Annotated in this window: 14 protein-coding genes and 1 tRNA gene; 1 reads left to right on the top strand and 14 read right to left on the bottom strand. The window is 45.7% G+C overall.

Features of this window, described 5'->3' with window-relative positions:
* Positions 1-68 precede the first annotated feature (68 nt).
* From nadC to G493_RS0101105, 6 genes are all read right to left on the bottom strand, one after another.
* Entirely contained in the window at positions 69-902 is an 834-nt protein-coding gene (gene nadC, locus G493_RS0101135) for a carboxylating nicotinate-nucleotide diphosphorylase (RefSeq protein ID WP_028578886.1), read from the bottom strand.
* Between the two features lies 1 nt (position 903).
* The gene (locus tag G493_RS0101130; RefSeq protein ID WP_232363692.1) at positions 904-3,609 is read right to left on the bottom strand and encodes a valine--tRNA ligase; all 2,706 of its coding nucleotides are present in this window, start codon (positions 3,607-3,609) and stop codon (positions 904-906) included.
* Positions 3,610-3,661: 52 nt separating this feature from the next.
* A complete protein-coding gene (locus tag G493_RS0101125; protein WP_028578884.1) occupies positions 3,662-4,741 on the bottom strand; it encodes a deoxyguanosinetriphosphate triphosphohydrolase in 1,080 nt (359 codons plus the stop codon).
* 56 nt (positions 4,742-4,797) lie between these two features.
* Positions 4,798-5,911, bottom strand: a protein-coding gene (gene prfB, locus G493_RS27245) for a peptide chain release factor 2 (RefSeq protein WP_153306402.1) whose coding sequence is annotated in 2 segments (ribosomal slippage) — positions 4,798-5,826 and positions 5,828-5,911 — 1,113 coding nt in all. Because the reading frame shifts where the segments join, the coding sequence is not laid out codon by codon here.
* A gap of 300 nt (positions 5,912-6,211) precedes the next feature.
* Positions 6,212-7,792, bottom strand: coding sequence for an apolipoprotein N-acyltransferase (gene lnt, locus G493_RS27240; RefSeq protein ID WP_051308914.1), 1,581 nt, complete (start codon positions 7,790-7,792; stop codon positions 6,212-6,214).
* Positions 7,770-8,660, bottom strand: a complete 891-nt coding sequence (locus G493_RS0101105; RefSeq protein WP_028578883.1) for a hemolysin family protein — start codon at positions 8,658-8,660, stop codon at positions 7,770-7,772. Before G493_RS0101105 ends, lnt begins: the two co-directional genes overlap by 23 nt.
* 424 nt (positions 8,661-9,084) lie before the next feature.
* Here G493_RS0101105 and G493_RS0101100 point away from each other — a divergent pair.
* A tRNA-Lys gene (locus G493_RS0101100) sits at positions 9,085-9,160 on the top strand.
* A 208-nt stretch (positions 9,161-9,368) separates the two neighbouring features.
* Here the strand turns inward: G493_RS0101100 and G493_RS0101095 are convergent.
* The 8 genes from G493_RS0101095 to G493_RS0101055 form a co-directional block, all read right to left on the bottom strand.
* Complete coding sequence (locus G493_RS0101095; RefSeq protein ID WP_051308913.1) at positions 9,369-9,611, bottom strand: hypothetical protein; 243 nt, start codon at positions 9,609-9,611, stop codon at positions 9,369-9,371.
* Positions 9,612-10,129: 518 nt separating this feature from the next.
* Positions 10,130-10,567: a T6SS immunity protein Tdi1 domain-containing protein gene (locus G493_RS0101085; protein WP_028578880.1), complete on the bottom strand. Its 438-nt coding sequence runs from the start codon at positions 10,565-10,567 to the stop codon at positions 10,130-10,132.
* A 205-nt stretch (positions 10,568-10,772) separates the two neighbouring features.
* Positions 10,773-12,374 (bottom strand): hypothetical protein, encoded by a 1,602-nt coding sequence (locus G493_RS0101080; protein ID WP_028578879.1) that lies wholly within the window; start codon positions 12,372-12,374, stop codon positions 10,773-10,775.
* Between the two features lie 540 nt (positions 12,375-12,914).
* The gene (locus G493_RS27235; protein WP_051308912.1) at positions 12,915-13,700 is read right to left on the bottom strand and encodes an MORN repeat-containing protein; all 786 of its coding nucleotides are present in this window, start codon (positions 13,698-13,700) and stop codon (positions 12,915-12,917) included.
* The gene (locus tag G493_RS0101070) at positions 13,679-17,368 is read right to left on the bottom strand and encodes an RHS repeat-associated core domain-containing protein (RefSeq protein ID WP_028578878.1); all 3,690 of its coding nucleotides are present in this window, start codon (positions 17,366-17,368) and stop codon (positions 13,679-13,681) included. Before G493_RS0101070 ends, G493_RS27235 begins: the two co-directional genes overlap by 22 nt.
* A gap of 73 nt (positions 17,369-17,441) precedes the next feature.
* A complete protein-coding gene (locus G493_RS0101065; RefSeq protein ID WP_161629773.1) occupies positions 17,442-19,196 on the bottom strand; it encodes an RHS repeat protein in 1,755 nt (584 codons plus the stop codon).
* Between the two features lie 405 nt (positions 19,197-19,601).
* Complete coding sequence (locus G493_RS0101060) at positions 19,602-20,477, bottom strand: transglutaminase family protein (RefSeq protein WP_028578876.1); 876 nt, start codon at positions 20,475-20,477, stop codon at positions 19,602-19,604.
* Complete coding sequence (locus G493_RS0101055; RefSeq protein WP_028578875.1) at positions 20,474-22,999, bottom strand: circularly permuted type 2 ATP-grasp protein; 2,526 nt, start codon at positions 22,997-22,999, stop codon at positions 20,474-20,476. Before G493_RS0101055 ends, G493_RS0101060 begins: the two co-directional genes overlap by 4 nt.
* Positions 23,000-23,070 lie beyond the last annotated feature (71 nt).

Here is a 23,070-nt window from a genome sequence, read left to right as displayed (position 1 = left end):
AGATTCAAAAAACTGGACAGAGTGCACGCCACCACCTATGAACCGGTGATGACGCGTCTTTTACAAGCTCACAACCAGTCCATACCAATATCGCAGGCAGGAGCAGAGTGTGTCAAACCTCCCACTGAAATGATATTAACCCCTGTTTCGGCAATATCACGCACAGTTTCCAGGTTTACTCCACCAGAAGCTTCCACCAATGCTCTCCCGTTTATCAGTTGAACAGCCTTTCGCATGGTAGCAAGGTCCATATTGTCGAGCATGATGACCCCCACTCCACAACGCAGGCATTCCTCTACCTGCTCCATGGTATCTGTTTCGACTTCAATCTGAATCGTATGGGGGACTCCTCTACGTGCCCGCTGAACAGCCTCGGTTATGGAGCCGCAGGCCGCAATGTGATTATCCTTAATCAGTACCCCGTCACTGAGACTGTAACGATGGTTGTAGGCCCCGGCAGCACGTACGGCATATTTTTCCAACATGCGCAGACCTGGGGTGGTCTTCCGGGTATCTACGATTTTCACGTCCAGATCAGCCACCCGTTCTACAAAACGGGCTGCCTGGGTAGCTATACCACAAAGACGTTGTACAAGATTCAATGCAACGCGTTCACCACGCAGCAGGGTCCGCGTTGCGCCTTCAAACTCAAGTAATACGGAACCTGTATCAACCAGCTTTCCGTCTGGCACCGGGTGCAGGCACTGAACCCGTGAATCCAGAAGAGAAAACACCTTTGCAGCGACTTCTTCCATGCCAACGGCAACCATGGGATGCCGGGCAATAAACCTGGCCCGGGCCTGATCGTCAGGCCCGAAGATGGCATCTGTGGTTATATCGCCATGCTCCAGATCTTCACGCAAAAACGTGTGGAGACTTGTTTCAAGAAGATAACTATCCATATCAACGTAATTTCTGCAAACGGGTTACAGATTCCTGGTTTTTAGCCAGATGGGCCTCGAATTCAGCCAATTTTTCTTTTTCTTTAGCGACCACATCAGCAGGAGCATTGTTAAGAAACTTCTCGTTCCCCAGCTTCCCTTGTACCCGATGCAATTCTTTTTCCAGTTTTGTTTTCTCTCTGGATAATTTTTCCAGCTCAGCCTCCACATCAATGAACCCTGACAATGGCACTACCAGTTCAATATCCTGAATCATTGTGTGCCCGGCATCATCTGGCACGGTACCACTTTCCACCAGGGTAATGGACTGAGCGCGCACCATGGTCTGAATTGCAGGTGCGAAGTTCTCAAGAAGTGTACGTTTAGCAGGATCAGGACAAATAATTGTTGCCTCAATCTTAGCCGTAGGATGCAGCTCTGCCTCGGTGCGAACAGTTCGCAGTCCGGAAATCACATCCATAAGCAGTTCCATGTCGCGTTGGGCAGATTCGTTATCCAACCCTGCGTCCGGCTCAGGAAAGCTCTCTGTCATAACAGTTCCGCGATCTCCCGGCAGCTGGCTCCAGATCTCCTCTGTAACAAAAGGCGCCACAGGATGCAGGAGTTTGAGAACAGTCTCCAAAACATGGAGCAGGACACCCCGCGCATGACGGGTTCGATCAGCATCCTGACTGTACAGATCTCCTTTGATCCATTCCACATACCAATCACAGAATTCATGCCAGATAAACTGGTAAATCAGTGAAGCCACATCATTGAAACGATATTCGTCCAGTGCCCGACGGACTTCAATCACTGTCTGATTGGTTCTGCTTAAGATCCACTGGTGTACCAGATCCAGTTCATCTGGTCGCCTTACCACCTCTGTGATACCAGGCTCCACCTCTTTCAGATGCATCTGGGCAAATCGGGCTGCGTTCCACAATTTATTGATAAAACGACGATATCCTTCAACCCGCTCTTCATCCATTCGAATCTCACGCCCCTGGGCAGCAAAAGCTGTAAGAGTGAACCTGAAGGCATCTGTCCCATACTGCTCGATCATAACCAATGGATCGATGACATTCCCTGTGGATTTGGACATTTTTTTGCCATGCTTATCTCGCACCAGGGCATGGAGGTAGACATCACGGAAAGGCACTTCGTCCATGAAATGCAGTCCCATCATCATCATTCTGGCTACCCAGAAAAAGAGGATGTCAAAACTGGTAATCAACACCGAGGTGGGATAAAAGGTAGCCAGCTCTTTGGTCTGCTCAGGCCATCCCAGGGTTGAAAAAGGCCATAATGCAGAGCTGAACCAGGTGTCGAGCACATCGGTTTCCTGCCGCAGGTCAGCACTGCCACACTTGCTGCACGTGGAAGGATCATCAATTTCAACCATGACCTCGCCACATTCGGTACAGGTCCAGGCTGGAATACGGTGCCCCCACCAGATCTGTCTGGAAATACACCAATCGCGTATATTGTCCATCCATGAATAAAAAGTTTTGTACCAAGTGTTAGGATAGATATTAATTTTACCATCCTGCACCGCTGCCACAGCCCTATCTGCCAGGGGACGCACAGAGACAAACCACTGTTTGGAAGTCGTTGGCTCAACCACAGTTGAACAGCGGTAACACTTGCCCACAGCGTGCTGATACTCTTCGATGCGCTCCAGGAAGCCCTGTTCCTTAAGATCTGCAACGATCTTTTTGCGGCACTCAAAACGATCAAGCCCGGCATAGGCACCGGCAGCGTCATTCATGATGCCCTTGTCATCCATGACCTTGAGCCGCTCAAGATCATGACGCAGGCCGATCTCATAGTCATCGCGGTCATGGGCAGGGGTTACCTTCAATGCACCTGTACCGAACTCCCTTTGGACATGATGATCAAAAACAACGGGAATGGTTCTGTCTGTCAAGGGCAAGGAAATTCCGATTTTATCCAGCCCCTGATAGCGCTCATCCTCCGGATGCACAGCAACGGCTGTATCACCAAGCATAGTTTCCGGACGGGTTGTGGCGACCACCACATGACCGGAACCATCCGCAAAAGGATAACGAATATGATACAGTTTACCATCGGTTGGATCATGCTCGACTTCGTCATCGGCCAGGGCTGTATGACAACGGGGGCACCAGTTAACAATGTAATCCCCTTTATAAATCAACCCCTCTTTATATAAACGTACAAACACCTCGCGAACAGCCATGGATAATCCTTCATCCATGGTAAATCGTTCCCGATCCCAATCGCAGGAGGCACCCATGCGTTTCAACTGATTAATGATCGTTCCGCCTTTTTCTTCACGCCACTTCCAGACACGTTCAATAAACCCTTCACGGCCCAGATCATGCCTCGTTTTGCTTTCAGTGGCCAGCTGTCTTTCCACAACATTCTGTGTGGCAATACCAGCGTGATCAGTGCCAGGTACCCAAAGGGTATTATGCCCTTTCATGCGATGATAGCGAACCAGGATATCCTGCAGAGTATTGTTTAAGGCATGTCCGATGTGCAGAACCCCGGTCACGTTCGGTGGAGGAATAACAATGGAAAAAGAAGGCACACCTTCTTCCATCTTTGCAGCAAAAGTTTTTTCCTCCAGCCAACGCGTATACCAGCGTTGTTCCACTTCATCAAACTGATATCCTTTGGGCAGATCGTATTTCTTGTTTGTTTCCAAGGCGTTGTTATCCATGTTGCTTAATAAACAGCCCATTGGCTGTCTGTTTGTCTTCTAGAATGAAATATGCCCCTGAATCAGGCAACCTTCAGCGCATACTCCAGGGTTTGGGCATATATATCTGGGTGTAAAGAGACAGGGCGTAGCGATCTGTCATCCCTGCTATAAAATCGCAGACCTGACGGTTTCTCCTCTCACGCGCCTGATCTGTCATGGGCTCATCCCTGCTGCAGCATTTTCCAGTACCATGTTCCGGGAATTCATGGGTAAGGAAGTATGCATACAGATCACGGATTATTCGTTGAGCCTTCTCAAATTCGCTGTGTACTCGCCAGTTCCGATACACATTATCGTAGAGGAAGGCACGCATTTCATTGATGGTCTCCTGCATGGCATCGCTGAGATGAAGTCTTCCGTCATCAAAATGCAGGGTTGTTTTTACCAAATCACTGACCATGGCATTGATACGATCTGAGGAATCTTCGCCCAGCGCCTTACGCAGGTGCAAAGGAATATCCATCCCATGCACCATATCAGCGCGCAGGGCATCATCCAAATCGTGATTAACATACGCCATGATATCGGCCACGCGAACCACCTGTCCTTCAAGGGTAGCAGCAAGCTCATTACCGTTGTCAGGCAAAATGTCGCCATACCCTTTTGAATGCTTGAGAATTCCGTTTCTGACTTCCCAGGTCAGGTTCAGCCCCAAGCCATCGTTTTCCAGAAAATCGACAATCCTGAGACTCTGGTTGTTGTGCTTGAACCCTTTGGGGTGCAACTGATTGAGGCTGAATTCTCCTGCATGTCCAAAAGGGGTATGACCAAGATCGTGCCCCAGGGCAATGGCTTCAGTCAGATATTCGTTCAAGCGAAGGCATACGGCCATGGTCCGTGCAATCTGGGAGACTTCCAGAACATGGGTCAGTCGAGTACGGTAATGATCACCTGCAGGCGCCAGAAATACCTGGGTTTTATGCTTCAGGCGCCTGAAAGTCTTGGAGTGAAGAATACGATCCCGGTCCCGTTGAAAGGCGGTTCGCAAATCACACCGTCGATTCTCTTTCCGGGGTGAGAATCTTCCTCGGGACTGGCTACTGAAACAGGCATAGGGGGAGAGGGTTATGTGCTCCAGCTCTTCCTGTTGCTGCCGGATTGTCGTTTTCATGATGAAACAGCCCCCACACCTCCTGCTTATGCCTGTAGTACCCTACGTCTACCTCGTTACGACGGTTGCCAGAGCAGATAGGCTTTTATAAATGCATCCAGCTTCCCATCGAGCACTGCATCCACATTGCCTTCTTCATGGGAGGTCCGATGGTCTTTTATCAGTCGGTAAGGCTGCAGGACATACGAACGAATTTGTGATCCCCAGGCGATCTCTTTCTTATCCCCCTGCAGGTTCTCATGCTCTTTGGCCTGCTCTTCCTTTTCCCGTTCATACAGTCTGGACATAAGCATCTTCATTGCCATATCCTTGTTGCGATGCTGTGAACGTTCATTCTGACACTGCACCACAATACCTGAGGGTAAATGGGTAATCCTGATGGCAGAGTCGGTTTTGTTGACGTGCTGCCCACCCGCTCCACTGGCACGATAGGTATCAATGCGAATATCCTTATCCTGGATATCCACTTCAACGCTATCATCCAGCTCAGGTAAAACCATCACCGAGGCAAAGGATGTGTGCCGTCTGCCACTGGCATCAAAGGGAGAAATCCTCACCAGACGATGAATACCTATCTCTGATCGAAGATATCCGTAAGCGTATTTTCCCTTTATCAATATGGTCACACTCTTGGTTCCAGCCTCATCACCAGGGAGCAGATCCAGAATATCAGCCTTAAATCCTTTGCTCTCCGCCCATCGCAGATACATGCGCAACAGCATCCCGACCCAGTCCTGGGCTTCTGTTCCACCTGCGCCGGCATGGATGGTTACCATACTGTTGCCACTGTCGTGCTCGCCGCTGAACATACATTCCAGCTCAACCAGGTCGACACGTTCTTTGAGTTGCCCCAGGCTGGATTCTACCTCGCCAAAAGTTTCCTCGTCATTCTCTTCAATGGCCATATCCAGCAAGGTGTCGACATCTTCAATATCGCTGAAATTTTTCTCCCAGCTTTGAATAACATCCTGAAGTTGTCCCAGTTGACGCTGAACCTTTTTGGCTGTTCCCTGGTCATTCCAGAAATTCGGTGACAAGGTCTGACGTTCCAGTATCTCTACCTGTTCCTTCTTGCCCTCTAAGTCAAAGATGCTCCTTCAGGGCAAGCATTCTGCCCTTGAGGTCATTAAGCACCTGTCGAGATTCTGCAGAATCAGTCATTTCTGCCATAATACAATCCTTCTCAATAATACATTTAATAAAACCGGCGCCACACAACATGCGCCTTTACAAAAGGGCAATATATTACATAGAAATTGCGGAAGTCTCAAGTGATGAAAAAGAGAATTCCGATTTTCCTCTCAGCTCGAATTTCCTACAACTCTATAAAACCATAGGGAGTAAGGCCAAAACGGCCAGTTGAGGACACAATACAGAAACGCTGACAAAACACATTCACCTCATCAAAATGCCCATAAATGAGGCATATTCATTATGTCAGCTCTCTCCAGCAAACCTTAAAAAGACCAGTTATTCGCGATTACGGTAAAAAATCAAAACCGATACCATGCCACAAAAACATGCTAATCCAAAGGCCCAGCCAGATCTGTTAAAGACTGTTTTCTTCTCCCACACCGGCACATACATCGAGATGGCACTGTCTGTAAAAATCGCTGTTTCTTCCCATACATTGCCCACAGGGTCAATAAAACCGCTCACACCTGTATTGGCTGCACGTACCAGGGAACGCTTTGTCTCCACAGAACGAAAGACAGACATAGCCAAAGATTGATATGGTGCGCTGGATCTGCCGTACCAGGCATCATTTGTGATATTGACGAGTATATTAGCACCTTCTGCAACACTTTGCCTTGCTATATCCGGAAAGATCGACTCATAACAAATCAGGACACCGGGCTTGACAGACCCCATGGATAAAGGGGCAGCTGAATCACCTGCTGTAAAATCACCGGCATTTACCACCAATGGCTGGAGAAAAGGCAGTACCTGTTTCAATGGTACGTATTCCCCAAAAGGCACCAGATGCCTTTTGGAATACGTACCGGCAACATGCGCTGAAGGATTTATCAAGACAGCAGCATTAAAATATTGTGCCTGTCTGGGACCGGTAATATTGTACATGGGTGTTCCAGTCAACAACCAGACATTATTGCGCTGGACAAAATTGCCGACATGATCAGCAAGAGGATCATTCTGCAGATAAAAAGGAACAGCAGTTTCAGGCCAGACGATCAGCTCCGTATCCTTATTTTTCAGCAGTTCTTCTGAAAGCGAAATATACTTTTCAACTGTTCGTTTTTTGGCCTCTGCCGACCATTTAAGCGACTGATCTATATTCCCCTGCACAAGTCCGATCTTGGCCTGTAAAGCTCTGGTAGCCTGGGCCCCGACCACTTCATACCTGAGATAGGAGTAACCGAAAACAAAGACCAAAAAAGCGCAGGCATAAAGAAGAAGACGCCTTTCCATGGATACATTCCAGCGCACAGCCTTACGTTGCCGGTCAATAATGGCTAGAATAAAACCATTTGCGAGAACCAGGCTGAAGGTGATCAAGTGATGCCCCCCAAGATCAGCGGCCTGGATCAACTGTGGGTGTAAATACAGGCCATAGCCAATGTCCAACCAGGGAAAACCGGAAAACAACACACTGCGAAGATAATCCAACCCCACCCACAGCACAGGCGCAGCCCAGACAAGAGGGGCGATGGACCGCTCTCTGTGCCAAAACCGACCTGTTAAACGACTGAGCAACAAACAGAAAAGTGCAGGATAAAGCCCCATATAGAGGGCTAAAAGCATGAGAGCAGGTACTGAAATCCATACAGGCAGGCCACCATATTGCCCAAGAACAATGACTATCCAATACATTGTTGCCAGATGATAGACGAAACCACCAATCATTCCGGCTAGAAAACTGTTTCTGGGAGCGCTATAGAGACAGACGTAAAGAACTGGAATCAGGGCAATAAAAAGCAAAGGCCAGCCGCCGACAAGTCCCGGCATGGCAACAAACAGCAGGATAAAGGAAAAAACGCTGCAACCTATCCCCCGGCTCAGGGACAATTCAGCTGATGGGTAAAACAACATCTGACCGCTTCTTAATTCGTACCGACTTCACCCGTCTTTTATCAGCGCCCAAAACCCGGAAAACGAGCTGATCACTCTCCACTATGGTATTGACATCAGGCACCCTGCCTAACTGATGCACGATAAATCCTCCAACGGATTCATAGGGTCCCTCGGGAAGGGTGACTGCAAAATGTCTTTCCACATCTTCCACGTCAATCTTTGCATCGACAATTACGGTCTGATCATCCACTATCCGCAGCCAGCTTTCATCCTGATCATGCTCATCGTCAATTTCACCAACGATTTCCTCAATCACATCCTCAAGGGTGATCAAGCCGCGCACACTGTCAAACTCGTCTACAACTATAGCCAAATGATTTTTTTTGGCCTGGAACTCACGAAGAAGCTCTGTGATGGGTTTTGATTCTCTGATAAAGGCGGGCGGAATAAGATACTGATGAATATCATGCTCAGGCCCGTTACCGTTGGCACATATCCTCAGCAGATCTTTGGCATGGAGAATACCGATGATATGATCCAGGGTTTCCCTGTATAGTGGTATACGGGTATAGCCCTCATCATTGATTAGCTGAACCAGTTCCTCTATGGACATGTGCTCTTCCGCACAAACCATATCAGCCAAAGGGGTCATGATTTCAGACGCCTCGGTTTCACGAAAATCAAAAATAGAACTGATTAGGCGTTCTTCTTCACTGGTAATCAGTCCCTGCTCTTCGCCTTCTTCAAGCAGTTCCTGAATTTCATGTTCCAGTTCTTCTGTGGTATCGGGGGTTGCACGCAGACGGAAGACTGATCGCAGCCGATCAAATACCCCCTTACTCGAGGGAGCCTCGTCCTGGGTGGTCGTTTCTGATGATTTGTCCATGTATGGTGGGAAGGGGCTGACCCGCATTCCTCATATAAAGTAGAAAAAAGTAGTACAACCGGATTAAAAGTACACTTCTGGGCACACTTTTCAACCGGTTATTTTCACGTCAGATGAACTTTTTCTTCTCCGGGGAGATTCTCAAGTAAGAACTGTACACGCAAGCCAACTTCTAAAAATCATTTGCTTTTACATGACAGCAGACACAGCCTACTATAAGGCATTGACTATACTACGTGAAATACATGTGAAGATAGGTCAATTCTCGTCAATGTCAAGGAGTTTTAAAAAAATTACTGGAAATAAGAACAGCTACACAACCACCACTTCTTTTTCTGCTGACAAAAATCTCCAGAAGCCTTTTCACCCTTGACGTAACTATCAACCTATGATATTCATGGGCTCCCACAAATTGTACGCATGTGGGCCGTTAGCTCAGTTGGTAGAGCAGTTGACTCTTAATCAATTGGTCCGGAGTTCGAGTCTCCGACGGCCCACCATATATATCAAGCACTTAGCCTGTTCATAGGTTAAGTGCTTTTTTTATTTAAGGACTTTGTACTTTCAAGGTCTTAAAATTTGCATTCCGGATGGAAAGGTGTCGGCTTAGTACCGCTGATCGGTTAGCATGCTATCTTGCGGTAATCAGTAAGTATGGCTTAACGATTGTTTATAATCACGTCGATTGCACATGGAAGCCCACCGTTCTTAGCGATAGGTAGCTAAATCATTCTTAACACCTTCTATTAACAAAAGAAAATCATTAACAAAAAACTTCATTTTGGGTTGTTTCGCCAAAACACGCTGTTCATGGAAAAACTCAATTAGCATATTGCTTTTTCCTTTGTCTTGACTAATTTGACAAAGAATTTGACCTTCGTATGATATTTCTGCAGTCACATATTCGTATCGCTCATCGCTAAAAAAATCCACGCTAAATTTCGACTTCATGCTTATCTCTTCTTCTTGTCAAGAAAACCAGAAAGTTTCCGTCACTATTATACCTTATGCCTCTTCCATCTGGCTCTCGGACCTCCATAGAAATGACAACCCAAAGTTAAATTGGCAAATGTTGAATTAGAATTACCCAATATATCGTCAACTATTTGTCGAGCGGCTTTATTTTGCTCTACAATGCCTCCGCTTATTTTAGGAAATGTTCCTGACACCCTTTGTTCCGAAGCATGTTTCGTTAAAACTCGCGCAGCAGTAGTCAGTCCTTCTTTATTTATTGATTGATTTGCAATTGAAGAGAGATCCCCAACACTCCGGCAAGATCGCTTGAATGCTTTTCGTGAGGCAAATTTTCAAAAAAAACACCAAATAAGCTTCCTCCCCAAAAAACAACTGTCTCAGTGACAGCAACATTGGCTCCAAATTCAACTGCACTCTGGGAGGAATATGTTACGTCGCTTCTAGCAGGAGTGGCATAGCGTAACGGGCCCCACTGCACAGCTTCTTATGCACACTCAATCTACCACCTTTAGCTGAACTTGAGCACCATCAGACAGTCCTTTGATTTGGCAAGCCAAATCACCCGAGAAACGCACGAGCTCAATCATTGATACCTTTTTAATATTTGAAATTGCGTACTCACCGCCAATAATTCCAGGGATTACGAGACAGTATTTCTGACCTTCAGAGAGCGGACCAAGATGCTGGGTAGTTTGCTCAACCAACGCTCGCATGTACCAATCTTCCAAAAACTCTTGATCTGTAGATAGGCGGTCAAGCTCCTCTCTATTCTTGGCGACGACCTCACAATAGACATCCTCTGGACAGAGGCGCCAATACTGGCCTTGCGAGTCCCTAATCATCAGATTTCCGAAATCGTTTTCCCCTACAATCTCAACAAGATCAATTCCAACCCAACCCCATGATTCTTTAATTTCTTGTATGATGCTCATGGCTTTCTTTACACATAATGTCCCAAATAATAAACGCGACGTAAGGAGCGGAGCATCCTGGTTGATTTACCTTGTTGGGACCCTGTTTCGTGTATTCCATTAAAAGCAATACTCCAAAGATCACCTGTATCAAAGAAAACACCCATATATGGCGCATAGAGTTTTAACCGTTTTTCTTTTTCGATAATCTCTGCATATAATTTATTTAATCATTAGGGCATTCATCGTCTAAATTATTTTCAAGTATTATATCTGTAACGAGAAACTGCTCGGTTGCATAAGCTGTTGCACCGCTTCCCGTAGCCCTGAAGCGAAGAGTATAAGAACCAATATTACGATTAATTAGAGCTCCATTGATTTGCTGATAATTATAATCACATGAGAGCGTGGAACATGTTTTAGACCCGAGATATGCCCCATTCAGATAAGCATAAATCGTGCCTTTCACGTCATTTAAAGTTGGCTTGAACGTGGCATATCCTGTTACATTGAAGGGAGAGGTAACCATTCCTTTTGGTGAAGTAATTTCTACTTCTGGAGTTTTATCTACAGTGATATCTTTAGTCTGATCAGTATATATGCCACCACCACTTGCACGCATTCTGATCTCATAAGGCCCGCCATGATTTAGGTCAAACAATTTTCCAACTTCTTCTTTATAGCTAAACGAACAACTTTCAGTCATACATTTTTTACTAGCAACAAAACCATTACGAACGTACAGTGTAATAGTACCTTTAACTTCATTTAACGTGGGTTTAAAAGTAGCTGTCCCAGTTATATCAAATGGTTCACTAACAGTTCCAGCTGGTGAAGTAATTTCTACTTCTGGAGTTTTATCTACAGTGATATCTTTAGTCTGATCAGTATATATGCCACCACCACTTGCACGCATTCTGATCTCATAAGGCCCACCATGATTTAGGTCAAACAATTTTCCAACTTCTTCTTTATAGCTAAATGAACAATTTTCTGTCATACATTTTTTACTAGCAACAAAACCATTACGAACATACAGTGTAATAGTACCTTTAACTTCATTTAAAGTAGGTTTAAAAGTGGCTGTCCCGGTTATATCAAATGGCTCACTGACAGTTCCAGCAGGTGAAGTAATTTCTACTTCTGGAGTTTTATCAACAGTAATGGATCCACTCTCTTCAGCTGAAGCTCCACCGCCATAAGCTCTTATTATTATTGTATATGGCCCACCATGGTTTAAATCATACAAACTCCCAGTTTCTTCTTCATAACTAAAAGAACAATTTTCTGTCTTACATATTTTTCGAGCAATAAAGGCATTGCGAACATACGCATTAATAGTTCCTTTGTTTTCTTGCAAGGTAGGTTTGAACACTACATTAGCTTTTATATCAAATGGCTCTTCTACCTCTCCTGTCGGCTCTTGATAACTGACAGTTGGGGTATTATCAAATTCTGTGGTTATGCTGTCACTAGCACTACCTTTACAATCTGAAGCATTAGCGGTAAAATTTCTTGTCCCATGTAATGTCCCTCTATCGAGAATTACCGAACATTCGGCTGACCCTTCCCCACTATCTGCGCACCTATAAGGTATACTGACACTTCCTCTATTATTCGTATGGCAATTCCCATAAGCATCACATACTTTGCAGGATGCAAAAGATGCACTTGCAGAAAGACGAACTCCTCCATTTCCAAGATCTGTAGCTGTTAGAGTTACAGAGGCAGCAATAGCGTTATTGCTGACCAAAAGCGCAAAAAAAATACCAGAAAATAATGCAACCTTAAAACATACACTGCCAAATGATTTATTCTTCTTTTCCATCGCGATAACGTGTGTTAGAGACAGCAATATTACAATTGCGGTTGTTTTAATTTTTAACAGATAAGATCACAGACAATCCGCTGCTCGTGATCCTAGAGATACGCAGCAGCTGAAAGTACCAACAGGATTAACGTTCCAATGCCCCTGTGACTTATCCCCTACTGTACAGTTTTTTGTTCCTGTTTTGCTGAAAGAGGGAAAATCAGCAATGCTACAATAAACAGGGATATTGTGGTGATTTTAAGGGGTCTTTGTCATAGTTGCGGAACGATTCATCTCCCCAAGCATTGGCGGAAAAACGATTTCATTTCGCCCAAACCCTTCTCGTTATGGGTAAAAGGGCTTTGGGCGAAATGAAATCATATACCAACAAGATATAGCGCTAGGTATTCGGAAGGGTTTAACAATAAAGCAAAACTGACTATCAGAAAATCGTATGGTGTCAGAAGCGATACACTGAGAGAAATCGCGCTATATCATAATATTGGAAATTTGCCTGTGCCGGAATTTACCCATAGATTTGTCTGACGAGGCTAAAAACTATTCAGCGTCGATTAAACCGTTAGTTTTTTCTTCCCCTACATATTTATCATTGAGCCAATAACCTGACTTGCTGACTTTATCGTTAATCCATTCTGTTCCAAAGCCATGTCGTAATCCATCATGGAATTGGCCGACATATTTTTTCCCATCAGGCCAAGTGTAAGTCCCTTGTCCATTTTGATCGCCTGCCTTAAACTGACCAACATATTTTCTTCCATCTGCCCAAAAATAGCTGCCCTGTCCACTTGGCAAGCGATCTTTCCATTGCCCGCTATACTTAGAGCCATCAGGTAGAATGAGAGTGCCCTTCCCCTCCCTTTTCCCCTCTACATATTGCCCATCATATTTTGTGCCGTCTGGATTTGTATAGATCCCTTGTCCATGTGGTTGTCCATTTTTAAATTGGCCGATATACTTTGAACCATCTGGAAATAGTAACGTCCCTTTCCCGTCATATTCACCGTTTTTGAACTCTCCTTCATAATCTTGCGAACCTGGAACTGTTTTATGACCATGGCCATGGTAACGCCCACTTTGGAACTGACCAACATATTCTCCCCCCACACGAAAAGTCAGGACACCTTCTCCATGATATTTTCCGTCCTTATGTTGTCCTTTGTAAGTTGTCCAGAAATCAGAATACGTTCCATATCCATTCTCACAATCACCTTCGATGCATTTTGCATGGAGAAATGCTGGTGAGATAAGGAATACAAATAATAAGAGTATTTGGTAGTTTCTCATTGATACGTTGAAAATCTTTATTTTTCCTGATAACAACATTTATCTTTGCCAGCGCATCCTTCTTGGCAACTTCGTATGGAATCAGTTAAATTCTCAGCAAATTCTTTGGTTGAGTCTAATACGTCCTTAGTTGCCATAATTCCATCGCTCGCCTTTTGTGATTTCTTAAATATTTGATGAGTCAATGTTGGGCTTGGTCCATCTCCTTTTTTAGTCATATCATATGCATCTATAGCTGAATCAATTCCCTTACTAACAGCATTTGCATGATCGAGTGCTGTTTTATTAGCGTAATAAACAGTACTGGGAATATAAAAAAGAGCACAACACGCATTACAATATTCACGACAATCATTTATTTTTGAACAAACATATCGGCCCGCTTCTCCTGATAATCCCCATGGATCAATCCAATTGAGGGGATCTTGCCAGACATAAGAATAGAAGTTAACATCGCCACCTTCAAACCCAATTGGATCAGCGGTTAAATAACGACCCATTTCTGGGTCATAGTATCTGTGCCAGTTATAATGCAATCCGGTCTCGTTATCAAAATACTGACCTGGAAACCGGATGTTATTGCTTACCAAGGATAGTGTGACCTGAGCCTTGCCAAATGGTAAATAGTTTGCCTTCCAGACAATATTACCAGCCTCATTTATCATACGCTGGGGAGCACCCAGATGATCGTTAATCACATAGTACAAACCCATATTTTCTTGGTACAGTTTCTGTACAATGAGCTCACCATCTAAATAGATATATTCTCTCTGCACAGTTCCGTTACTTGCTGTTTCTGCAATCAAATTACCTTTGAGGTCATAGATAAAATAGGTAATTTCTGAAGCAACGGTTTTCTTGATGCGGCGTTTGGCATAATCATATCCGTAGGTTGCTATGGTTACACCTTCTTGCTCAACACTTTCAAGACGGTTGAGTGCATCGAACTTAAACGACAAAGTGCCATTTGATGTAATATTACCCACAGCATCATAAGCATAGGTCTGTTCATCCTTTCCGGACAGCCTGTTACTATCTGTTGCATATGCGTAGATTTCAGACAACGCAGAGGGTCTTTGCCAAGATTTCCCCGTTATACCGGTTATATGTCCCTCCTTGTCATACTCGTAGGTATAGTTCAAAGTATCTGCCTGGAGACTTGTAAGGTTATAGCGTTGATCATACTCCCGACTCATTAATATGTTACCCAAAAGCGCACTATTCAGTGGACCAAAAGGCATGTGAGTGACAGAAGAAACAACTGTGCGACCATCAATTGATACAGATTCGACCTGCCCAGTCGATCCTTTTCTATAGGTTACAACCATTCCGCTGGGATATGTAATACTGATCAGTCCGCCTGTTACGTCATATCCATAACCGGTGATAATCGTAGCACCCTCAATAGTTCGCTCTTCTCTGCTCAGTTGTCCAAGCCCGGTGTAATCAAAAACGATACTGCCAAATTCATCGTTGATCTGCTTTACCCTACCAGTGCTGTGAACGTCCTGATCATAAAGATAAGTGATAGCTTGGGAAGCGTAATCCGTTTTTACGGGCCGATTTAGCGCATCATATTCAACTGTCACGGTCCTGTTGAGTGCATCTGTTTTAGAAACTATGTTCGACGCTTCGTCATACAGATAAGTGGTCGCACCAGTATCTGGCGCCGAGCGTAGAGTTTTTCGGCCAAAATCATCATAAGTAAAGGTGGTACTGTTGCCTCTAGGGTCATCAAATTGAATCAGGTTATCATGCAGGTCATAATAGGCACCAACAGACTTACCATCCAAGGCAACACTTGTAATTCGGTTTAACGCATCGTAATCATTGCTGGCTTCTAGACCTGTTGCGTTTATTTCTGTAACCAAATTTCCGACCTCATCAAAGTCAAAACTTCGTTCAGCATCGCCTGGTAACCTGACAACATGAACGCGACCAAAGTCATCGTATTCGAAGTTTAAATAAGCCTTGAGTGTACCGTCAGGGTCTTTAATTTGTCGCCCTGTATTTTTGCCTTCGGTATCATAGGAATATGTAATCGCATTCCCCTGGCTATCAGCAATTGTCTCAATTTGACCAGCTGTATTATAAGAGTAGGTAATGATTCGATTTCCAGGGTTGGTTATCTGTTGCAACACACCTGCATCATCATAACTATAGAAAGTAATCAATCCGCCTGTGTCAGAGGAAAGCAATTGCTTCTTATCGTTATAGGTATACCTTGTAGTCAAACCGTTAGCAGCAATGATGGTCTCAGCTTTCCCCAAAGCGTTGTAATCACCATAGGTGGTCACATGCCCTTTGGCATTTGTGACGGTATGCAACTGTCCACGGTTCAACCCTTGAGAAGTATCATTTGCATAATAGCAAAAGGTGGTAACGTCAGGCACATCAGTACGGGGGCCATCAATGGTTTTGATTTGCCCATAGCTGTTGTAGGTATAGCTAGTAGTACGGAATATGGAGACAGAACCGTCGTATCCATTTTCAGTACTGCTTTTCAGATTACCATTGGAGTCATAGTCCAGGGTAGTAACCACATTCTGCCCACTGTTAGCAACGGATGCCTCAGTAATGGTTTTTACCCTGTCATTTTCATAAGTGTATGTGGTGGTACGCTCCAGTTCAGTACCAACAGCTTCAGTCATGGAGGCCTTATTGCCATCACTATCATAGGTATAGCTGGTTTTCACCCCTTTGCCATTGGTGGATTCCTCCACCTGAAAACGATCGTTATACAGATAGGAAGTATCAGAGGTGGAACCGCAGGAGGAACACCCTGGACCTTCAAAGGAACCCACTTTAACGATCCCATGCAGCACATCCAGGTGGTAGGTGGTAACCACCCCAAGGCTATTGGTTACGGTTCGCAAATAGTTCGCAGGATAATCAATGGTTACTTCCTGCGATCCGCCCTGTTTTGCAGAACGGATAACCCTGTCATAGCTATCGTATTCCACTGTGAGGGTCTGAACGTTTTCCTCATTGATTACCCCTGTGAGGTTGTGAACGTCGTTGCTATCCTCATATAGGTACTGGATGGTAGTGTTATCAGGCTGGGTAACAGTGGTCAGGTTGTCATTGCTATCATAGGCGTATTGGTAATCACCCTGGGCTGAACTGATGCCAGTGAGTTTGCCATCCGTATAGGTATAGGTGATGGCATTGCCGAAGTCATTGCTCACTGAGGACAGCAGATCATCCGTATAGGTGTAATGGATGCTGTTGCCGTTTTTATCGGTGTACCTAACTATGTTCCCATTGGTATCAAACAGGGTGGTCTGATCTTTCTGGGTCAGTGTATAGCCGTCTGCAGTCAGAGTAATAACCTGCAAAGAGCCCGTTTCATTGATCCAGCGGTTATCACCATCTGCTGTAAAGGTGACATACCGTCCCCCCGCTTTCACCACGGAAATCTCGCTGGTTGCAATTATCAAATGCTGGTTGCCATTGGTTACCCATCCGTAGCCCAGCACTGAGCTTTCATCGCTCTGGCTGTTGTATGTTCTGGAAAAGGATAATCCTGGTCCTGGGCTGTTGAAGCGAACGTCTGTGGCACTCAGGTATTTATTACCTGTACCGAAGTTGACCTGATGCCCTGAAATGTAAGGCTGTGTGGAAGCCTGGACTGCCTGGGGTGTAAAACTGAGGCAAAGGGTAGCTGCAACAAATAAGGAAGCTAATGTGTATACTCTGCGTTTCATGGGATATGTGTCAGTAATAGTATGTCGTAATTCTCAAAAAAACAGAATAGCAGTGGTATCGAGGTATTGCGGGTTATTCTGTTACAGCTTGGACGTCATCCACCTTGCCATTACCGAAGATATAAAATCCATCCACGGAGATCAGGTCATTATCAGGTTGGGCATCCTTGAGGTCGGTTTCCAGGTCACGGGTTATGGTCTGCCAGGTACCGTCCATGGTTGCAGCACCTAAGCCGTGATGCACGTAAGTACCTGTACCCAAGGAATCGCTTCCTACAGGGGTGTAGTATATGTAACGGGTACCCTGGGTTGTTTGTGTCATAAAGGCAGCGATGAAGTCTTCAGCAAACTGCATCTTCCAGGAATATTTGGTGAAACTGGTATTGTTCCAATCGCTGAGGTCTATTTTGCTCAACTGGTAGCCGTTATTGGTGCCATCCCCTGAAAACTGGATGACATAACTGCCCAGGTCGGAATCGTAGGAGTTGGTGATGACTGCCCCTGTGGGGTCATTGTCATAAATTTGCCATCCTGAAATGGTTCCGTCTTCCGCATCTTCATAGACAATGCTATCAGGTATGGAGGTAACATCAGCAGGGTCTGTTCCTGCTTCTTTTTCAAGGCCATCGGTAATGCCGTCATTGTCAGCATCTTGATCCAGGAGGTTGATTACTCCGTCTACATCTGAGTCAGCATTCCAGGCATCGCCCCAGTAGGTCAATTCCTCTCCATCATCAATGCCATCTTGATCTGTGTCAGCAGCATAAGGTGATGTGCCATAAGTATCGCGCTCATCCCTGTCAGTAATGGAGTCACCATCTGAATCAAGATTTGTAGGAATATCCTTGTAAGCAATGACATCATCAATCCTGCCGCTTCCTTTAACCAACATCGCTGTGACAGATACTAGTTCATTATCAGGCTGTGCTGTTTTCAGATCATATTCCAAGTCACGCACTGTAGTGAACCAGCTACCTGTAACCACGGTTGAACCAATACCATGATGGATGTACTGGCCTGTACCAAGATCGCTGTCGGTCCTTGGGGTGTAATACATGTAGCGGGTACCTTGTGTAGTTTCCAAAGCAAAAAATACCGTAAAGGACTCACTGTAGAGCATGCTCCAAGAAAATACCGGATAGCCGGACAGGTTCCAGTAGGACTGATCGTCATTGGCCAGTAGGTAAGCGTTATCCTGCCCTGAGCCTGAAAGCTCTATGACCTGACTGCTTTTGTCTTGGTCGTAGACGTTGGTGATGGTGGCCCCTGCTGGGTCGTCATCGTACATTTGCCACCTTGATGTGGTGCCATCTTCACTATTTTCAAGGGTAACTGAAGCAATCAATACACTTGAAGCCATGGCAGGGTCCGTACCCTGAGTCAGTTCAGTACCGTCTGTTACACCATCGCCATCTGAATCAGGATCAAGGACAGCAATAAGGCCGTCATTATCAATATCACTGTTCCAGTCACCACCCCAGTAGACGATTTCATCGTAATCACTGATACCGTCATTGTCTGAATCGGTACTGTTAGGATCTGTGGCGAAGTTATCTGTTTCCTCACTATCGGTAAGGCCATCACCATCGGTATCAACAGCGGGTGTTGTTGCAGCGGTAATAGTCCGTGTCAGACGATTACCAGCTTCATCATAGGTGTATTCGATGGTCATACCATCTTCATAGGTCGCCTTGGTGAGCTTGTGCTGTGCATCGTATTCAAAGGTGACTGCATGTGCTGCTGAACAGAGGCTAAAATTGAAAATCGCCAGCATCATGCATGTGCGATAAGTTTTACGGACTTTGCCTGAGGATGGAGGTAAATTCATTGGTATCTTACGTGAGCAAATGAAAAGTTGATCAAAGGCGACGTGAACGTATATAAATTTCCTATAATTCATCAAAAATGATTTTGGAAAAATTATAGTTGTCACATTTTAAAGACAATGTCTTGTAAGTGATCAAAATGATTATGTCAAAGCTATTTTTTGCAGATCCCTGGAAGGCGTTGCGAGACAAGGATTATTTTTTTCCAAAGGCGTTTTGAATGTTATTTTTTGTTCATAAAAACTATTTTCTGAACATTAAGGTATACGAGTGGGCACTAGTAAGGAGGTAAGAGAGGTCTAGGGGGGGCTGCGCTGGATCGCCACCCAAAACAGGAAGCACTTTACATCCCCAGCAGGGAGAAGCCGTCATTAATGAGCTAATCAGCCGGCAGATATAGCCCCAGGTTACAGTAAACGTGCAACATCCACCTGCACTGTCAGGTCGTGGACGCCTCCACCTGTGACAACGCCTTTGGCAGGGGCGACGTCGCTATAATCCCGCCCCCAGGCTACGGTAACATAGGTGTCATTGGGAACCATGTTATTGGTGGGGTCGCAGTCCACCCAGCCATGATCTGGAATATACACCGCAAACCAGGCATGGGAGGCATCTGCACCAACAAGTTTTGGCTGCCCTTGAGGCGGGATAGTTTCAAGATAACCGCTGACATAACGTGCTGCCAGGCCGTGCGACCGAAGACAGCTGATACCCAGGTGGGCAAAATCCTGGCAAACCCCTTTCCGATGCCCCAGCACCTCACTCACAGATGTATCCACGGTTGAGGCGTCTTTATCATATTCAAAATCAGCATAAATCCGCTGCATGATATCCAGTGCAGCCTCAAGAATCGGCACTCCTGGCACAAAGGAGCGTGCAGCGTACTGAAAGACATCGTCCTGCAATTGAATCATTGGACTGGCAAAGCAATATTGGCAGGCCATCACATCCTGCTCAAGTGCGGAAGTATGCAATCGTTCAACCACCTGTTCCCAGGGAAGAGTTTTTTGCTTTTCAGGCAACGGCAATGGACTGGTATCAACCTGACTGATTGCTGTGATACGCAGATTTTCATGGGGATGCTGCACCATGAATAAGTGACCAGTATTGCCGAAATAATCTACCCGTCGATGCATATATTGCGGCGTAGGCACTATTCTCAGCTCAGAAGACAGGACATTCTGGTTCGGAGTATTACGTGGGGTCAGAAACACCTCGTTTTGGGAAAGGGACGCCGGAATCGAATACGCATATGCCGTGGTATGTGTCACCCTGTATTTCATACCTGTAAGCTCCCGTGGATAGTACCATAGTGGGGAGTTGTAGGTATACGGCTCAGGTAATGCGACGTTACATGCTGGGAAAACAGGCCAAGCTTCTCTTCAAGTGACTGCAGAAACACGGAGAGCTCATCTTCTTCGCTCATGTCACTGCTGCAACTTGCCAGGGAGAGATCCAAAAGACGTATCCCTGTCAACATTTCCAGAGCCAGGCGCTCTTCAGGGGTGGCAAACCTTCGCTCATTATGCTGGGGAAGATACTTCACATGACTGGCTATCTGTTTCAGTTGAAAACCCACTGACTTGGGATTGGTTTCATCGGCAAGCAGCAGATCCAGTACAGGCCCCAGCTGAAACGAAGTGCGATACCTGTCTCTGTAGGTCATCAAGCTGTCAGACACCTCAAGCATGGTGGGGAGCGATGTTTCAGAGTCAATACAAATATGGGTAAGCGAAGAATGAATGAGACTCACCTGGTTAACAGCACGCTCTATCCTGCGCCCCAGGTCCATGAATCTCCACCCCAGGCCTCGAGTCATGCTCTCCATGGCAAGGCCGCTGAAACCGCTCAAGGTGAGCATGATCATGTCAAGATCTTCCAGGGGATCATTGGATTCCCGCCGGACCAGTCGATCCAGCATATTGACCATTTTCAACGAGTCCAGAGAGAATCGGTTCCGGACATTCCATGCGGTCTGAAGCACCCGTTTCAGGATGTTTATTATTGTATCTGCACCTGATTCCCCTCGAACTGCCTGGTAAAGATAATCAAAAAGGTCGAACGAAAGCAACTGGTTGGTGTCCTCTTCAGGAGACTCTGGCAGAATTCCCTTTTGCTTGAGTAAAACGACCAGAAAAGGGAGTTCGGGTATATCTTCAAACCGGTCTTCTCCTGAAACTCTACGGTAAACAGTACGTAAAAGTCGGATCATTCCCTCTGCCCGCTCCAGGTATCGCCCAAGCCAAAGCAGGTTGTCCGCAACCCTGCTCGGCAGGTCGCTGTGACGTTTGAATTCCGGAATGGTTTGCATTCCCTGCATCAGGCTGACCGGTTCCACCACCTTATCGGAAAATACCCAGATATCTTTACTGCTCTGCTCTGCTGGATTATTCCCCACAAGAGATTCCAGAGACTCCGCAGTTAAAGCAAGGCCTCCGGGTAATACTGCAAAGCCATCGGCTGTGGCACAGGCATAAAAACGATAGAGAATGTATTGGGATGCAGAAGAGTCTCCCTTCCAGACAGGAGCAGTTGAAGGTGAAATTTCTGGAGATGCGAAAAAATGCCTTGGGTGCCTGCTCAGTTGGTCCCCGGAAACAGAAACAGCCTTCCCTTCCTCGAAAAATTGATGGGGAGCAAGATCCGAAACATGGTCAGGGTGAGCCAGAGCATATTCCAACCCGTATTTGTCTCCACACCAATATGATGGATGATTGGCAAGCTTCAGTTCCTGCCCAAGCAGATGACGGCACAAGTCAGGGAGGAAGGCAGCAAGGCCCGGTGATTGGGCAAAGCCACTGCCAAGGGGATTGATAACTTCAATATTTTGTTCACGGCAGACCTGGATCAATCCGGCAACACCGGTATCTGCGCTATTGTGCAAGGCAAATGAATCACTTTCTCTATCCGAAATATGTCGAAAAAGCGCTTCGACCCGTTCCAGCCCCCCCAATTTCTTTAAAAAAAGCTGGGCATCCCGAACAGTTAAATCCTGCCCTTCAACCAACGGGTAACCAAGATAACGGGAAAGCAGTACCTGTTCAAAATAAAGCGGGTTGCCAGGACCGGATGTAAGCAGACAAATCCCTGGATCATTTTTAGACAGGGAAAGCCTTTCTATGAGAGCCTGATGAAAAGTTTTAAAAAAAGGAGCCAGCCGCTGGATATTCTTTTTAGGATAAAAGTCAGCAAAAAGCCTGGAAAGCACAATTCGGTTTTCCAGGGCATAACCCAATCCTGTGGGAAGATCGGTATAATCCCTGAACACTTTGAACGTCCCATTGACATCTCTGTACATATCCACCCCGTAGAAGGTGAGAAATCGTCCTCCTAAAGGCTGAATGCCATGGCAACTGTGCAAAAAATGTGGGTTTGCAAAAACCATTTCTGCAGGCAACAGACGTTTTTTTGCTGTTTCCTGGACACCGTATACATCTGCCAGAAGATTCTCAAGAAGGCGGGCACGCTGAACGATGCCGAGTTCAATATCTTCCCATTCCTTTGAGGTAAGCAGGACAGGGAGGATATCTAAACTCCAGGAATTCGGCTGTTTATCCAGTTCATCAAAAGGATTAATAACTGCGCCGTCTTCCTGGCGCATACGCATTGCCCGGTCATGATACCTGCTCAATGTGTCACTGTCCTTACAGGAAAGTGAATTGATCAATACCTGCCAATGCCCCCGGGCTTCAGAGGAAGAGATATGTGATTCACAATACGAATTCTCAGAAACAGAGAAAGAAGAAAAAAGTGCAGCCTGCTCATGGCTGGCGGCACTTTTACTGTGCATTTTAGATCTGGTCATACAAAAGTCAGGCATCAGGCCTGTACGGTCTCAAAATAGTGTATTCCATGCGCTTCACGCATACTGATAAA

Source organism: Desulfogranum japonicum DSM 18378 (assembly GCF_000429945.1).
Taxonomy (GTDB): Bacteria; Desulfobacterota; Desulfobulbia; order Desulfobulbales; family Desulfobulbaceae; genus Desulfogranum; species Desulfogranum japonicum.
Note: the sequence above shows the minus strand (reverse complement) of the source record. Positions and strands in the feature narration are given on the sequence as shown.

What these genes read in the sequence shown, in the direction of transcription:
- G493_RS0101055 (WP_028578875.1), bottom strand. Translation starts at nt 22,999, where the DNA reads ATGACCAGATCTAAAATGCACAGTAAAAGTGCCGCCAGCCATGAGCAG.
- G493_RS0101070 (WP_028578878.1), bottom strand. Translation starts at nt 17,368, where the DNA reads ATGAAACGCAGAGTATACACATTAGCTTCCTTATTTGTTGCAGCTACC.
- G493_RS0101065 (WP_161629773.1), bottom strand. Translation starts at nt 19,196, where the DNA reads ATGAATTTACCTCCATCCTCAGGCAAAGTCCGTAAAACTTATCGCACA.
- G493_RS0101060 (WP_028578876.1), bottom strand. Translation starts at nt 20,477, where the DNA reads ATGAAATACAGGGTGACACATACCACGGCATATGCGTATTCGATTCCG.
- G493_RS0101105 (WP_028578883.1), bottom strand. Translation starts at nt 8,660, where the DNA reads ATGGACAAATCATCAGAAACGACCACCCAGGACGAGGCTCCCTCGAGT.
- G493_RS0101125 (WP_028578884.1), bottom strand. Translation starts at nt 4,741, where the DNA reads ATGAAAACGACAATCCGGCAGCAACAGGAAGAGCTGGAGCACATAACC.
- lnt (WP_051308914.1), bottom strand. Translation starts at nt 7,792, where the DNA reads ATGTTGTTTTACCCATCAGCTGAATTGTCCCTGAGCCGGGGGATAGGT.
- G493_RS0101080 (WP_028578879.1), bottom strand. Translation starts at nt 12,374, where the DNA reads ATGGAAAAGAAGAATAAATCATTTGGCAGTGTATGTTTTAAGGTTGCA.
- G493_RS0101095 (WP_051308913.1), bottom strand. Translation starts at nt 9,611, where the DNA reads ATGAAGTCGAAATTTAGCGTGGATTTTTTTAGCGATGAGCGATACGAA.
- G493_RS0101130 (WP_232363692.1), bottom strand. Translation starts at nt 3,609, where the DNA reads ATGGGCTGTTTATTAAGCAACATGGATAACAACGCCTTGGAAACAAAC.
- G493_RS0101085 (WP_028578880.1), bottom strand. Translation starts at nt 10,567, where the DNA reads ATGAGCATCATACAAGAAATTAAAGAATCATGGGGTTGGGTTGGAATT.
- G493_RS27235 (WP_051308912.1), bottom strand. Translation starts at nt 13,700, where the DNA reads ATGTTGTTATCAGGAAAAATAAAGATTTTCAACGTATCAATGAGAAAC.
- nadC (WP_028578886.1), bottom strand. Translation starts at nt 902, where the DNA reads ATGGATAGTTATCTTCTTGAAACAAGTCTCCACACGTTTTTGCGTGAA.